This is a genomic window from Chryseobacterium sp. Marseille-Q8038, from assembly GCF_965111995.1.
Genome location: NZ_CBCOPN010000001.1, coordinates 2750717 through 2765223, shown reverse-complemented (window position 1 = coordinate 2765223; position 14507 = coordinate 2750717). Strand labels below are relative to the sequence as shown.

Here is a 14507-nt window from a genome sequence, read left to right as displayed (position 1 = left end):
GCGGAAGGATTCCGCAGCTTACTTATCTTTATAATAATAAGGATTTTAATGCCCTTTTTCAGTCATAATTTTATTCAGTCTTTTTAACATAGAAAGACCTAAAAGTGTAGCAAATATTAACAAGGCAAAGTTAACAAGGAAATAATTCGTTTTGTTTTCATAATTATACCATGTACTTGCCAGGATACCTGAAAGTTTATTTCCCACAGAGTTAGCCAGGAAGAATCCTCCCATCATCAATGCGGTAATCCTTGCAGGAGAAAGTTTAGAGACAAAAGAAAGTCCCATTGGAGATAAACATAGTTCCCCAATAGTAATTACTCCATAACTGGCAACAAGCCATAATGGGGAAACTTTTACAGATCCGTTTTCTCCGGCCATCACCGCTAAAACCATTACCAGACAGGAAAGACCGGAAATAAATAATCCTAAAACAATCTTGGTAGGCGTTAAAGGCTCTTTTCCTTTTCTTCTCAATAATGCCCAGAACCCTACGATAACAGGCGTGAGCGCAATAACCCAGAATGGATTGATAGACTGGAATAATTCTGTATTGTATAAATATACTTTGTTTTCAGGGTTTTTCTCAAGGGCAGCACGCTGTTCCGGGGATATATTTTTAAAATAAACATCTTTTCCCATTTCCTTTTTAGTTTCCCCGTTGTCGTCTTTCTGAGAACGGAACTGGTTGTCATAAACAGGGGTTTCTTTGTCCTCATAACTTTTCCCTTCTACCATATAGATTCCTTCTAATGGCTTTTCAAGAGATGCAGGAACACTTCTGTCTGTATAATAATTCGCCCACCTTGTCAAAGCTGTTCCGTTTTGTTTGAAGACAGCCCAGAAGAACATACTGATCAGAAATACAGAAAGTAAAGCTCCAATAGGTGCTTTTTCGTCCGGTTTAGCTTTGAAATAAAGAGATGCGTAGAAGTAGATTACAGGGACACATGCGAAAATAAAGGCATCTGTACTGTCGCTTCCAAAAATATTGTTAGGAATAAACCAACCTATTGCTCCGGCAACGATAGCAGGAACGAAAACTTTAAGCATAATTTCAGAAAGCTTTGTATCTCCTTCCTGTACAGGTTTCATCTGAGCAGCGTGGATATAATGCTTTCTTCCTATGGTAAAAATAACCATACCGATAAGCATTCCTACACCCGCAGTGATGAAAGCTTCACCCCAACCGAATTTATTACGCATAAAAGCGGCAATAATATTACAGATAAATGCTCCGATATTGATTCCCATATAGAAAATATTATATCCGGAGTCCTTGTTAGCTTTATAAGGTTCTTCAGAATAAAGATTTCCTAATAGAGTTGAAATAGTAGGTTTAAAGAACCCGTTTCCTATTATAATTAACGCCAGAGAAGTATAAAATAAAGGTAAATCTTTAAAAACACCCATTCCTATATATCCTGCAGCCATTAAAAAACCTCCAAGATAAATAGATTTAATATATCCTAATACCCTGTCTGCCAGGAATCCTCCAATGAATGGTGTAAGATACGTTAAGGCAATATACGTTCCGAAAATGTCATCAGCAGTTTTATCCGGAAGTCCAAGTCCACCTTTCATGCCCGTAGGCTCAATAACATACAGAACAAAGATTCCAAGAATCAGGTAATACCCGAAACGCTCCCACATTTCTGTAAAAAAGAGATAGGGCAGCCCTTTAGGATGTTTAGTCTTCATATTTTCAATTTTCAAATTCCTCAAAAATAAGTTTTTAATTTCAATTGATAAAATAAATAATACTTGCCCTAAATGATTAATGAAATAAATATAAAATTGCTTTGACTGAAATAAGAAGTTTTTTTAAATTGACCCAATTAAACTATGAAAAAGCTATTATTTTTATTACTGGGAACGTTTATTTGTTTTTCACAGAGTAACAGATTTATTTATGAAGTCACTTCTAAGAAAGATTCTGCTTCTCAAAACCTGATGAAAGAAAATTTTAATCTTGACACTACGCCTGATGATATTGCCTATTACAATAGGTTCTATTATATCAATGATTCATTATTTGCGGCCAAAAATCAATACGGATATAAAGGCTATAAGCTGACTTCGTTTCTGATAAAGAAAAATAACAACAATGAATATCAGAACTATGAATATATAGGAGATGTGAATTTTTATAAAATCAACGAAAAGTCAGAGCAGCACTGGAAAATCTCAGACAGTACCAAAACTTTTGGAGGCTATCAGGTTCAAAAAGCAACTACTCAATTTGGAGGAAGAAACTGGGTAGCATGGTTTTCCAAAGATATTCCTATTCCTTACGGACCTTATAAGTTTAATGGTCTGCCCGGACTTATTATGGAGCTGTATGATGGGAAAAAGGACTATTACTTTAAAGTTATTAAAAGTGAAAAAATCCAGGATTCCTATAAACGGATTTCATTAGAAAATTCTATTTCCACAGCAATCTCTACTAATCAGGCTAAACTGGATAAATTGAAGTTAGAATTATATGATAGTCCTTTTAAATATATATTGAATGGAAGACTTGTTTTAACTGAAGGGAAAAAATTAGAACTTGAAGACGGTACTATTCTCACCAAAGAACAGTTGAAACCAGCTGAAGCTAACGAAAGAAAAAAAATAAAGTCTTTTAATAATCCAATAGAGTTGGATAAGGCTGTAAAATATCCTTAATAAAAATCCCTTTCAAAATATTTTGAAAGGGATTTTTATTATTTTGCTTTTTTGGGAGCCATTGGAGGAGGTGGCACCTCTTTAATCTCTACCGTTGCTGTTTTTGCTTTTTCTGATTTTACAATGCCATTCACAAAATTTTCCATTTCGTTTTTATTGGCATCAAACTGATTGGCATAAGTATGAGTGGATATACTGCAATAACCTCCGCTGGTAAGATAAAGATTTGCTATATATTCAAAATCCAATCCTTTAACATTGGCACTGTACTCTAAATGAAGTACCTTGATTCCGTTAACGGTTCTATACTCAGATTTTTTTAATTTAAAATAATCTGAATTTCTTTGGATCATAGGAAGCAGAATATCTTTCAGATTCTTTAGGGTCTGGATAGGCATAATTTCACTTCCAAACAGTGCATACACAGTAGAATTTGAAGTGTTATTAAACGCATATTCTACAAAGGTTGAATTTTCAGGAGCTTTTACAACTTTCCATTTTTTAGGATCATAATAAAAACCTCCATCAACATTTTTACTTTTTACCAGAAAAGTAGACTCTTTTGTTTTTTCGAATAATTCTTCATTGGTTGTAATCGTTTCGAGAATCTTTTCGTCACTTTCGTTTACAAATTTCCAGGTCTTATTATCTAAAAGAACAACTTCTTTTCCATCCTCTGTTAATGCCTTTATTTGAGACTGAACAGAAAGAGAAAACAGAATACAGGCGGATAAAATAATTTTTCTCATTGTGAATATTATAAATTATTCAGAATAAAATCTGTCATTTTCTGATACAACTGAGGTCTTGTCTGTCCACCATTAATTCCGTGGTTTTTATCTGGATAAGCCATGAAATCAAACTGTTTTTTGTTTTGAATCAAAGCTTCAGAGAACTGCATAGAGTTTTGGAAGTGAACATTGTCATCAGCCGTTCCGTGAATTAATAAGAATTTTCCTTTCAATAGGTTTGCGTATTCTGTAGGAGAGTTTTTATCATATCCATCAGGGTTTTCCTGAGGTGTTCTCATAAATCTTTCGGTGTATACAGAGTCATAATATCTCCAGTTGGTTACCGGTGCTACAGCGATTCCCACTTTGAAAACGTCGGCACCTTTAGTCATGGCTAAACTGGTCATATACCCTCCAAAGCTCCATCCGAACATTCCGATTCTGCTTTTATCAACATAAGATTGGTTTCCGAACCACTTTGCTGCAGTGATCTGATCCTCAATCTCATATTTTCCTAAGTTCATATAAGTTACTTTCTTGTATTTAGCCCCTTTATATCCGGTTCCACGTCCGTCTACACAAGCTACAATATATCCTTTTTGTACAAGATGGTTGAACCACATTGCATTTCCGTTGTCCCATGAATTGGCAACCTGCTGAGATCCCGGTCCGGAATATTGGAACATAAATAGAGGATACTTCTTATTGGGATCAAAGTTTTTAGGCTTCATAATCCAGGCATTCATCTGATCGCCTACTGCATTTGGAATGGTGAGGAATTCTTTTTCAACAAAATTATCGGTCTTTAGCTTCTGTAACTGATCATTGTTGTTCTGAAGTTCTTTTACTGCTTTTCCATTACCGTCTTTTAAAACATATGTATAAGGTTTTGCTGCCGTAGAAGAGGTTTCGATGAAATAATTATAGTTCTTGCTGAAATTGGCAGAATTATTTCCTTCCGCATTGGAGATCAGCTGAGTTTTTCCGTTTTCGATATTCACTTTGGAAATCACTTTATTAATGCTCCCTTTTTCAGTAGTCTGAACGTAAATTTCTTTAGATTTAGGATTAAATCCATAATAATCGGTTACTTCCCAGTTTCCTTTTGTGATCTGCTTTTTGAGCTTACCATCCTTGTCATACCAGTAAAGGTGACGGTTTCCATCTCTTTCAGATGACCAAAGGAAAGAATCATCTTCAAGGAATTCCAATGTTGGGCTGTCTGTATCAATCCATTTATCATCAGTTTCAGTGAATAATTTCTGAACAGTTCCTGTTTTGGTATTTACTTTTAAAATATCTGAAGCATTCTGGATTCTTTCAGAAGTAATTAAAACAATTTCATCTGGTTTTGCAGTCTGGAATACATTCGGGATGTAATAATTTTTAAAAGAACCTAAGTTCAGCTGCATTGTTTTTCCATTGTCAAGACGGTAGAGCTGTGCTGAAACCACAGAATTCTTTTCACCTGCTTTCGGGTATTTATAACGCATTTCAGCCGGATAAAGAGTTTTTCCATAGATGGGAATGTAGATTTCCGGAACCTGGCTTTCATCAGATTTTACAAATACGATGGCATCAGAATTCTTTGTCCACTCATATTGTTTTGCATGTCCGAATTCTTCTTCATACACCCAATCAGCCAAACCATTCAGGATAGAGTTCTTCTTACCATCTGTAGTAATCTGTGTAATTTTTCCTGAACTAAGATCCTGATAGAAAAGATTATTGTCAACAATAAAAGCCACTTTCGTAGCGTCTGGCGAAAATGTAGGTTCCTGAACCGGTTTTCCTTCATTCAAACTGATTGTTTTCCCGGATTTTAAATCTTTTACCTCAAATTTTCCAAGAAAAGAATGCCTGTAAATAGGCTGGCTTCCAACCTGTAAAAGAATTTTAGATTCATCATCAGAAAAAATATAGCTTTCAAATCTTCCGTCCACAAGGTTTCCTTCTTTTTGTGAGGTTTTGTAAGAATATTTTGCAATTCCTGACGGTTCAATGACAAGATAGTTCTCTCCGTTTTTCATGGAAGTGATTCCTGCGATCCCTTTTCCACGGTAGTATCCTGAATATATTTTATCTAAAGTGATTTCCTGTGCTGATACATTTTGAAATACCGCAGCTACAGTAAGAGTTAAGAGTAGTTTTTTCATTTCTAGCATTAATGGATTTCAAAGATAATAATTTTATTAAAATGTGTAAAAAAGCTTTTCAAATAAGCCTTTTGGCAAAAAAATTGAATATCATTACTTATAATCAAATCAAATAATAATTATGGAAACGAATGCATACAACCAGAAACTAAACCGTTATGTATTAAACGACCAGATTGTTTATACAGGTTTTTCCAGCTTTACTGACGCTGAAGAATGTGCTCATAAAAAAGGCGGAACATTGGTGGAAGTGGTGTTTAAAGACGGAAATGATAATCCCGAAATTACAGATGAGGCGGGGCTGATAGAGAAAAAAATTCATTACTATGTGTATGCAGGCGATGAGTATAAATTTATCCATTCCTCAGATCCGGGATTTAGAAAATATGCGGATGAGCTGCAGAAAATAAAAGCAAGAAATGATAAAACCAGTCCGGATGAACGTTATTTTGCCAATTTTGAAATTGAAAATATAGAAGATCCGATTATTGTGATCAAGAATGATCATTTTGAATCGGTAACATCAAGAGAGCGTTCAAAATATTTGAAACATGCCTGTGTTTATGAATTAGGGGTATCCCTGCCAAAATCTTAAAAAAATCTGATCATGAGCAAGACTAAATATTCAGAAAAAGCTCAGGACAAAGTAGGAAAAGTGATGCACGAATTCAAGGAAGGAAAACTGAAATCTTCTTCCGGAAAGAAAGTGACAAACAGAAAACAAGCTATTGCTATAGGCATTTCTGAAGCAAAAGAAGAAGGTTTAAAGGTACCTCCAAAGAAAAAAAGTAAATAAACTTCAATAAAAGAGCCTGGAAATTTTTTCCGGGCATTTTTATTGAAAAGTGAAATCATAAACCTATAAAATTGCTAATTAAATAGATGAACCTCCAGGTCGAATCTATGCTTTTTGTTAGTGTATTTTAATGTATTGTTTTTAAAGCCAGTGAATTATGTTTATTGACGTATATATGATGTATGTCTTTACCATTGAGTTTATCCTTTTTTATTGCAAATTCGTATTACTTATTTTTTTACTTAAAAACCAGAGTAATCATTAGTGTATACTATAAAAAAATGTCCATTGCCTATATAATAAAGATGCCTCCATTGGTCCGAATTTCTAACGGGATAGAGGCTTTAAAAAACAAATTCCATATGTTCAAAATTTTGAGATCCATATTACTCATTATATCAATTTGCAATTGCATAGCGGTAAACGGTGGAAGTTTCCATAAAGAAAATCCCAGACCTAAAAAAAGCATGAGATCCGGTATAAAGCAAACAAGACCTAATATCTTATTTATTCCTATTGATGATTTAAGACCTGAAACGGGCTCTTATGGGAATACGGTGATTAAAACACCTAATATGGACAAACTTGCGGCAAGAGGAGTTGTTTTTAAAAGAACATATTGCCAGCAGGCAGTATGTAATCCGTCAAGAGCCAGTCTTCTAACTGGTTTGAGGCCTGATTCTGTTCGTGTGTGGGATCTTCAGACAGATTTGAGGAAAAACCTGCCAGATGTAGTAACGCTTCCGCAGATCTTTAAGAATAATGGTTATTATACGGTGGGTATCGGAAAAACCTTTCATAATATTTTTCCTGATGAGAAGTCGTGGAATGAAGATCTTCATGTAGACGGATATCCTTTTGATCCGGATGCAGTGTATCTGCTGGAGAAAAACAAGATAATTCAGAAGGAAAAAGAACTTAGTCTTCAGAAAAACGGAAGAGGCAAGCCGGATGTCTATGGCTTTGTCTATACAAAGGCTAATTCCGTTGAAATGGCAGATGTTGATGATGATGCTTACTATGATGGTGCACAAACAACTATGGCTATTAAAAAACTCAAAGAATTAAAAGAAAAAAATCAGCCTTTCTTTTTTTCAGTAGGATATTATCGTCCGCATTTACCATTTAACGCTCCAAAAAAATACTGGGATTTATATAACAGAAACGACATTCCTCTTGCTAAAAATCAATTCATGCCCGAGAATGCTCCGGAATTTGCCGTACATGGTGATGCCGAACTGAGAACTTATACAGATAGAACCGATCTGCCTTTACCTTCGGAAAAGCCTTATGATGTGGAAAAGCAAGGGGAGCTTCTTCATGCGTATTATGCATCTGTATCTTATATAGACGCTCAGATAGGAAGATTGTTAAAAACACTGGATGAATTAGGGTTGAGTGAAAATACCATTATTGTATTGTGGGGAGATCATGGCTGGAAACTGGGAGAGCATAACGGTTGGTGTAAGCAGAGCAATTATGAGATTGATACCAGAGTGCCGCTTATTATCAGTGGAGCAGGAGTAAAGGCGAAAGGAAAAACAAGCAATGCTCTCACAGAGTTTGTTGATATTTATCCTACCTTATGTGATATGGCAGGTATTAAAATTCCTGAATATCTTCAGGGAAGCAGTATGAAGCCTTTGCTTACTAACCCTGCACATACGTGGAAGACAGCTGCCTACAGTCAATTTTTATTAGGGAGGTTTGGAGCAAAAAAAGAAGGGCAAAATGTAGAAAGAATGGGATATGCTATCAGGACAGACCGATACCGTTACGTGGAATGGTTTGAATGGGACAAGGAAGCCGAGAAGCCAGGAAACTATCTTGCAAGAGAGCTTTATGATCATAAAAAAGATCCTGATGAAAATGTCAATATAGCTGAAGAAGTTTCTTCTAAAAAACTGGTAAACCAGCTTTCTCTTCAGTTGAAAAAAGGGTGGCGGTATAGCAAGCCCAAGTTTTAAAACCTAAAATAAACACATAAATAATGTTCTCTGTAATAAAGATGATGATATGCACAGGTGCATTAAGTGTTGTATGTACCTGTAATAAAGCTAAAATCTCAAAACCGCCGAAAGAGAAACCAGGGCATACCTGCATGAATATACCCGCGCGGTTGAGAACTACGGACTCATCTTCAATTAGTTTTAGTGGGGATACCTCTCTGGAAGGAATGATATTGATTCCGGGAGGTGAATTTGATATGGGAGGTGATAACAGCCAGGCTGATCCAGATGAATTTCCTAAACATAGAGTAAAAGTTTCTCCGTTTTATATGGATATAACAGAAGTGACAAATGTACAGTTCCGTAAATTTGTAGATGCTACAGGCTATATCACAACTGCAGAACGTAAACCTGATTGGGACGAATTAAAAAAAAATCTGCCTGAGGGTACTCCGAAACCTCCGGATAGCTTATTGGTAGCTGCTTCATTAGTATTTAAACCTACAAATAAACCTGTCAATCTGAATGATTTCAGCCAATGGTGGAAATGGGTAAAAGGAGCTGACTGGAAGCATCCGCAAGGGCCGGCTAGCAATATTGAAGGAAAAGACAACTATCCTGTAGTGCATATAAGCTGGGATGATGCACAGGCTTATTGTAAATGGTCCGGTAAACGTTTGCCCACTGAAGCAGAATGGGAATTTGCAGCACGGGGTGGATTAAAAAATAATATTTACCCATGGGGAAATGAATCCATCAATACAGGAGTTCCTAAAGCGAATAGTTGGGAAGGAAAATTTCCTTACCTTAATGAAAAGAAAGACGGATATATTACCCTTGCGCCTGTACAATCATTTAAAGCCAACGGATATGGTCTGTATGATATGGCCGGAAATGTTTGGGAATGGTGCAGCGATTTATACAACTACGATTACTATAAAAAGCTGGAAGGCAGACTGGTTCTAAATCCTCAGGGTGCCGACAGGTCTTATGACCCTCAGGAACCGTATAGTGTAAAACGCAGCCTGCGTGGAGGAAGCTTTTTATGTAATGATAGCTATTGCAGTGGATACAGGGTTGCCCGACGTATGAAAAGCAGTCCAGATACAAGTCTTGAACATACCGGATTCAGGTGTGTTCAAGACATTATTAATTAATTCTATTTCTGATTATTATAGAGGATTCGGTAATATTCATCAGCCATCCTGTCGCTGTTGAAATGATCTTTTACATCATTCATGGCATTGTACTGGATTTTTCTCCATTGATCAGGATGGTCATAATAGGTGGGAAGAATTTCGTTTTCAAGGATTTCATATAAGGTGTTCAAATCATAATTATCCTGTTCGTAGATGCTCATATTCTGATAATCGGCTTTTGGAACAACGAAAGAGTTTTCTCCATGTTTGGCAAATTCCGGAATCCAGCCGTCATCTGTGGATAAGTTGATTGAACCGTTCATAGCAGCCGTCATCCCTGAAGTTCCTGAAGCTTCCCTTGGAACTCTTGGATTATTAAGCCATACATCAGAACCTTGTTTTAAAGATTTACTTAAAGACAGTTCATAGCCTGTAAGAACGGCAATGTTTTTATGATATTTACTTTCTTCAACCAAGGTATTGAAGGTAGAAATTGCGGAGTAATCCATTGGGTAAGGCTTTCCTGCCCAGATGATTTGTACCGGATATTTTGGATGGTTCAGAAGTCTGTAGAATCTTTCTTTGTCATGTAAAAGAAGCTCTGCTCTTTTATAACCCGCAAATCTTCTGGCCCAGACCATGGTAAAGACATTAGGATTAAATAAATTACCTGTTTGATCTGCAACAATACTGAACAATTTTTTCTTTAGATACTTTTTACGGTAATCAAAAACAGTGGCATCATTCTCATCTTTTGCATTGTAAAGAGGTTTGTCTGCCCAGTATTTAAATTCCTGAGCGTTGGTAATTGACGTGATTTCGCAGATTCCCTGATATTTACTCCACATCGCTCTGGAAACTACACCGTGAAGCTGGGAAACTCCATTGGCGATTCTTGCCATTCTCAATGCACAAAGGGAATGATTAAAACGGTCATCATCAGAACCCTCAATCTTTTTTACCTCTTCCATACTGTAGCCTGAAAAATAGGACATATCATAACATAATCTGAAACTATGTTTTTCATTTCCTGCTTCTTCAGGTGTGTGCGTTGTAAAAACGAGTTTTTCTTTAACTTTATTAAGGTCTCCGTTGTATTTTTTTAGAAGATAGAATGCCGCCGGAAGTCCATGCGCCTCATTAAGATGGTAAACTTCCCTTTCAATATTCATTTCGTCCAGTAACTTGGCACCTCCTTTTCCGAGTAAAATATATTGTGCAAGTTTTGTAGATTCATTGGCATCATACAACTTGTGACAGATTGTTTTGGAAACGTGATCATTTTCCGGAACGTCTGTGGAAAGAAAAAACATAGGTGCTGTATTGAAAATTTCAGGATCAAGGTACCATACCTTTACCCAAACCGGAGCACTGTGGATTTCGATTTGAAATTTTATTCCGGTGTCTTCAAGAAAACTGTACATTTTTCTCGTCCATACAGGTTGTAAGGTCTGATCATGATTTCTTGCCTGGTCATAATAACCGAACTTCCATAGGATACCGATTCCAATAAGATCCTGCTTAAGGTTATAGGCACTTCGCATGTGCGATCCTGCCAGAAAGCCCAGCCCTCCCGAATATATTTTCAGTACCTGCTCAAGAGCAAATTCCATTGAGAAATAGACGGTTTTTTTGGAATATTGAGGATTGATAGTGTAGGGTATTTTGAAATTCCTAAAATCCATAAATGTGCGTTTGTGTTAGAAAAGGCAAAGGTATACATTATGAAAATAAACTTTACATTAATTAATCGATAAATTAATTTAAAAACTAAATATCGGATTGTTTTTTTGCTTACCTTTAAGAGTGTAAATTTTTGATTATCAAAAACTTTTAATGATGAAAGCCCAGGGCTGCATGTGTTCTTTAATTAAATAAAAAAATCACACATGAAAAAGACGTTTTCTGAAGAAGATCTGATAAAGAATCTGAGTTTATATTACCTGAACCGGCATTTGAAAAAAAAGCCCATAGAGAAGTATCACCGTACCATAGACGAATCTCCGCTGCATGACCGTGAAAAGTACAGAAAGAAATCTGAGATTCTTCTTCTTAATTCTTTTATGCATCACTTCCCCGAAGTTAAATTTGAAAATCTTACCTGTGAGAGTCCAGACTTTATCGCAAAACTCAACGACAAAAAAATTGGAATAGAACTGACTGAAGTAATCAACCATCTGGAAATGAAGAAAGTGGAAAGTACTTTGAATAAAATGTTCCGTCAGGCAGAAATAATATTAGAACAGGAAGACACTACGAAATATCGTGGTGTTTATTTTTTAGAATTCCATCCGGAAACGAAATTTGATACCCTGGAAGTACAGCAGGAAAATATCATCAGTATTTACAAGACTATCAAAAAAAACAAACCGGTAGGCTGCATAAAAAGTGTAAGAAAATCTTTTCATCGCAGAAATGTATTTATCACACACGAATACAGTATGAATCTGTTTGATGAACTCTGTTCGGAAAAAATTCTGGAACTCATTGAAAAGAAGAATGAAAAGTTTCCTTATTATGATACTTCTGTAGATGAATGCTGGCTGGTTATTGTTTCGGATATGAATTCTATTGCTTCAAGATATACTTTCATTCAGGATAAAGACCATTTGAAAGAAGTAAAAAGTCCTTTCCATAAAATATTTCATCTGGAAAATCTCTGTGGAAATATTACTAGTATAAAATAAAGCTGATATTTTATTGTGTTTGGTTATTTTACTCTTTAATTTGAGATAATGTGAATAATTTCAAATTATTTAATGTTTTAATTTGTAATAGTTTAAAATTATTTAGATTTTATTGTTTTTAATTAAAATAAGATTATATTTGATGTGCATTGAATATCAATACGATGTATAACTGATGTAACCATAAAAACATTAAATCTATGAGAAAACTTTTACTTTTCATACTTCTATGTCTCTCTCATACTTTCTATGCTCAGGCCGATTGTGCTACCGCACTTTCTGTTTGCGGAAACTCAAATATCACTTATAGTCCTACAGGATATGGTAATATAAAAGAATTGGTCAATTCAGGAAGCTGTATAGACTTTACTGGAGAGCACAACTCTATTTGGTATAAAATTACAATCGCTACAGGAGGAACTCTTACTTTTGATCTTGTTCCCAATAATCCGGATGCCGATTATGACTGGGCAATTTTTGGTCCTAATGTAACCTGCGGAAGTTTGGGGTCACCCATACGTTGTAATGCTGCAACGGTTATCGGGCCTGGGCCTGCTACAGGATTGAACATGACAAGTACGCTTTTAAGTGCTGCCGGAGGTTCTTTAACTCCGTATTGCAAATATCTTGATGTTTTACCAGGACAAACGTATTATTTGTTTATTGACAACTGGGTAAGCAGTACAAGTTCTACCACAGCTCCGTTTTCTTTGACATGGGGCGGAACTGCAACACTGGCTTCACCATTTACAGATCCGGCTATACAGACTCAGCCTTTTAATCCTCCCGGAATTCCGGCTGCAAATCCTGCAGACCCAAGAGAAGTGGTGATATGTTCTACAACAGCTTTATTTGATTTTTCTACATTGTCCTCAGGAATTCTTAATGGAAATCAAAACTTTGGGGTAAGCTATCACCTGAGCCAGAATGATGCTCTTACAGGGAATAACCCTATTACAGCTCCTATCACGGTAAATACAACTACTGTCTATTATTACAGTATCAATTACACCGATCCTGCTAATGCGGCTAACCCTCTTAATAAATGCAAACAGGTCGGAACATTCAAATTCAAAGATGGATCTATTACCGCTAAAAATGCAACATTAACTCAGTGTAACAATAATAATGCGGGCACAGCTTTATTTGATTTAACCACCGCAGACGTTATTGCAAACCCGAATGTTACTAAGAAATATTATCCCACAATGGCGGATCTCAATGCCGGAACCAATGAGATTACCACTCCAATGGCATTTGTATCTGCAGAAGGAATTATTTATGTGAAAGTAACTTCTGAGTTTGGATGTACTGCAGTAGCACAGATTACCTTGAAGTTTTATCCGGTTGTAGTGGTGAATGAGACCACTTTGAGATCATGCTTCATCGAAGCCAGCCCATCTACAGCTTCTTTTAATCTGGTCAATGCTTCAGTAACTGGTCAAACTAATCCTACAAAAAAATATTATCCTTCACTCACTGATGCTGTTAGCCAGACCAATGAAATTCTGAATGCCAATAATTACATTGCACCTAATGGATTTGTTTATATAAGGGTTTCTAATGCTCAGGGATGCTATAATGTGGCGAAGGTGACTTTAGTGGTTATTCCCCCTGTATATTCTGATAAACTTAAAGATGTGACTATTTGTGCAGAAGACCAGACAACTCTGGATGCAGGACCTGGATTTAAAAGTTACGAGTGGAGTACAGGAGCCACTACCCAAACAATTAAAGCCGGAATAGGAACCTATTGGGTGAAACTTAAAACAGGAGAATGTGTTACAACACAAACAGTAAAAGTACTTCCTTCCGAACAGCCGGTTGTTTCTGGTATTGATATTTCGAATAATACAATCACAGTATCTGTAATAGGAGGAACTCCGGCTTACCAATATTCAATAGATAATATTATCTGGCAGGATTCCAATGTGTTCAATAATCTTTCAAGAGGAGATCATAAAGTCTATGTAAAAGATGCCTATGACTGTGATCCGATAGAGATAGGAATTGTAGTCCCTAATTTGGTTAATGTGATTACTCCGAATGCCGATGGAATAAATGATGTAATTGATTATTCTGCATTGGCCAGCAAACAAAATCTGATCATGAATGTTTTTGACCGATATGGAAATAAAATATTCCAGGCAGACAGATCAAATGGCTATAAGTGGGACGGCACCCAGGGCGGAAGAAGAGTTCCTACCGGAACCTATTGGTATTCTATTACTTGGAATGAAAATGATAAAAAGAATACCGCTATTAAATTTACCGGTTGGGTATTGGTGAAAAACAGAGAATAACAATAAATTTTATACATAGATAAAACCACTTCAAATGAAGTGGTTTTTATTTTGGAAAGTTATTAAATTAGATAGC

The 14507-nt window shown here is 36.0% G+C and carries 11 protein-coding genes; 7 read left to right on the top strand and 4 right to left on the bottom strand.

Annotated elements, in window-relative coordinates:
* Nucleotides 1–45: 45 nt before the first annotated feature.
* Nucleotides 46–1701, bottom strand: a complete 1656-nt coding sequence (locus tag ACWPWS_RS12785) for a peptide MFS transporter (RefSeq protein ID WP_105684241.1) — start codon at nucleotides 1699–1701, stop codon at nucleotides 46–48.
* 144 nt (nucleotides 1702–1845) lie between these two features.
* Between ACWPWS_RS12785 and ACWPWS_RS12780 the strand changes: the two genes are divergently transcribed.
* Nucleotides 1846–2670 carry a GLPGLI family protein gene (locus ACWPWS_RS12780; protein ID WP_454046742.1) on the top strand — a complete coding sequence of 275 codons (825 nt, stop codon included), beginning with the start codon at nucleotides 1846–1848 and terminating at the stop codon, nucleotides 2668–2670.
* A 38-nt stretch (nucleotides 2671–2708) separates the two neighbouring features.
* On the opposite strand, the gene ACWPWS_RS12775 is transcribed toward ACWPWS_RS12780, so the two are convergent.
* Both ACWPWS_RS12775 and ACWPWS_RS12770 read right to left on the bottom strand, forming a co-directional pair.
* Nucleotides 2709–3419, bottom strand: coding sequence for a hypothetical protein (locus ACWPWS_RS12775; protein WP_454046741.1), 711 nt, complete (start codon nucleotides 3417–3419; stop codon nucleotides 2709–2711).
* An 8-nt stretch (nucleotides 3420–3427) separates the two neighbouring features.
* Entirely contained in the window at nucleotides 3428–5557 is a 2130-nt protein-coding gene (locus ACWPWS_RS12770; protein ID WP_454046740.1) for a S9 family peptidase, read from the bottom strand.
* 121 nt (nucleotides 5558–5678) lie between these two features.
* On the opposite strand from ACWPWS_RS12770, the gene ACWPWS_RS12765 reads away from it, so the two are divergent.
* From ACWPWS_RS12765 to ACWPWS_RS12750, 4 genes are all read left to right on the top strand, one after another.
* Nucleotides 5679–6152 carry a hypothetical protein gene (locus tag ACWPWS_RS12765; RefSeq protein ID WP_454046739.1) on the top strand — a complete coding sequence of 158 codons (474 nt, stop codon included), beginning with the start codon at nucleotides 5679–5681 and terminating at the stop codon, nucleotides 6150–6152.
* A gap of 12 nt (nucleotides 6153–6164) precedes the next feature.
* Complete coding sequence (locus tag ACWPWS_RS12760) at nucleotides 6165–6353, top strand: DUF6496 domain-containing protein (RefSeq protein WP_209785878.1); 189 nt, start codon at nucleotides 6165–6167, stop codon at nucleotides 6351–6353.
* 467 nt (nucleotides 6354–6820) lie between these two features.
* The gene (locus ACWPWS_RS12755) at nucleotides 6821–8320 is read left to right on the top strand and encodes a sulfatase (RefSeq protein WP_454046738.1); all 1500 of its coding nucleotides are present in this window, start codon (nucleotides 6821–6823) and stop codon (nucleotides 8318–8320) included.
* Nucleotides 8321–8343: 23 nt separating this feature from the next.
* Nucleotides 8344–9459, top strand: coding sequence for a formylglycine-generating enzyme family protein (locus ACWPWS_RS12750; RefSeq protein WP_454046737.1), 1116 nt, complete (start codon nucleotides 8344–8346; stop codon nucleotides 9457–9459).
* Between the two features lie 2 nt (nucleotides 9460–9461).
* On the opposite strand, the gene glgP is transcribed toward ACWPWS_RS12750, so the two are convergent.
* On the bottom strand, nucleotides 9462–11126 hold the full coding sequence (gene glgP, locus ACWPWS_RS12745) for an alpha-glucan family phosphorylase (RefSeq protein ID WP_454046736.1): 1665 nt from the start codon (nucleotides 11124–11126) through the stop codon (nucleotides 9462–9464).
* Nucleotides 11127–11330: 204 nt separating this feature from the next.
* On the opposite strand from glgP, the gene ACWPWS_RS12740 reads away from it, so the two are divergent.
* Nucleotides 11331–12128, top strand: coding sequence for a hypothetical protein (locus tag ACWPWS_RS12740; protein WP_454046735.1), 798 nt, complete (start codon nucleotides 11331–11333; stop codon nucleotides 12126–12128).
* Between the two features lie 200 nt (nucleotides 12129–12328).
* Nucleotides 12329–14431: a T9SS type B sorting domain-containing protein gene (locus ACWPWS_RS12735; protein WP_454046734.1), complete on the top strand. Its 2103-nt coding sequence runs from the start codon at nucleotides 12329–12331 to the stop codon at nucleotides 14429–14431.
* The last annotated feature ends 76 nt before the right edge of the window (nucleotides 14432–14507 follow it).

What these genes read in the sequence shown, in the direction of transcription:
- ACWPWS_RS12785 (WP_105684241.1), bottom strand. Translation starts at nt 1,701, where the DNA reads ATGAAGACTAAACATCCTAAAGGGCTGCCCTATCTCTTTTTTACAGAA.
- ACWPWS_RS12780 (WP_454046742.1), top strand. Translation starts at nt 1,846, where the DNA reads ATGAAAAAGCTATTATTTTTATTACTGGGAACGTTTATTTGTTTTTCA.
- ACWPWS_RS12775 (WP_454046741.1), bottom strand. Translation starts at nt 3,419, where the DNA reads ATGAGAAAAATTATTTTATCCGCCTGTATTCTGTTTTCTCTTTCTGTT.
- ACWPWS_RS12770 (WP_454046740.1), bottom strand. Translation starts at nt 5,557, where the DNA reads ATGAAAAAACTACTCTTAACTCTTACTGTAGCTGCGGTATTTCAAAAT.
- ACWPWS_RS12765 (WP_454046739.1), top strand. Translation starts at nt 5,679, where the DNA reads ATGGAAACGAATGCATACAACCAGAAACTAAACCGTTATGTATTAAAC.
- ACWPWS_RS12760 (WP_209785878.1), top strand. Translation starts at nt 6,165, where the DNA reads ATGAGCAAGACTAAATATTCAGAAAAAGCTCAGGACAAAGTAGGAAAA.
- ACWPWS_RS12755 (WP_454046738.1), top strand. Translation starts at nt 6,821, where the DNA reads ATGAGATCCGGTATAAAGCAAACAAGACCTAATATCTTATTTATTCCT.
- ACWPWS_RS12750 (WP_454046737.1), top strand. Translation starts at nt 8,344, where the DNA reads ATGTTCTCTGTAATAAAGATGATGATATGCACAGGTGCATTAAGTGTT.
- glgP (WP_454046736.1), bottom strand. Translation starts at nt 11,126, where the DNA reads ATGGATTTTAGGAATTTCAAAATACCCTACACTATCAATCCTCAATAT.
- ACWPWS_RS12740 (WP_454046735.1), top strand. Translation starts at nt 11,331, where the DNA reads ATGAAAAAGACGTTTTCTGAAGAAGATCTGATAAAGAATCTGAGTTTA.
- ACWPWS_RS12735 (WP_454046734.1), top strand. Translation starts at nt 12,329, where the DNA reads ATGAGAAAACTTTTACTTTTCATACTTCTATGTCTCTCTCATACTTTC.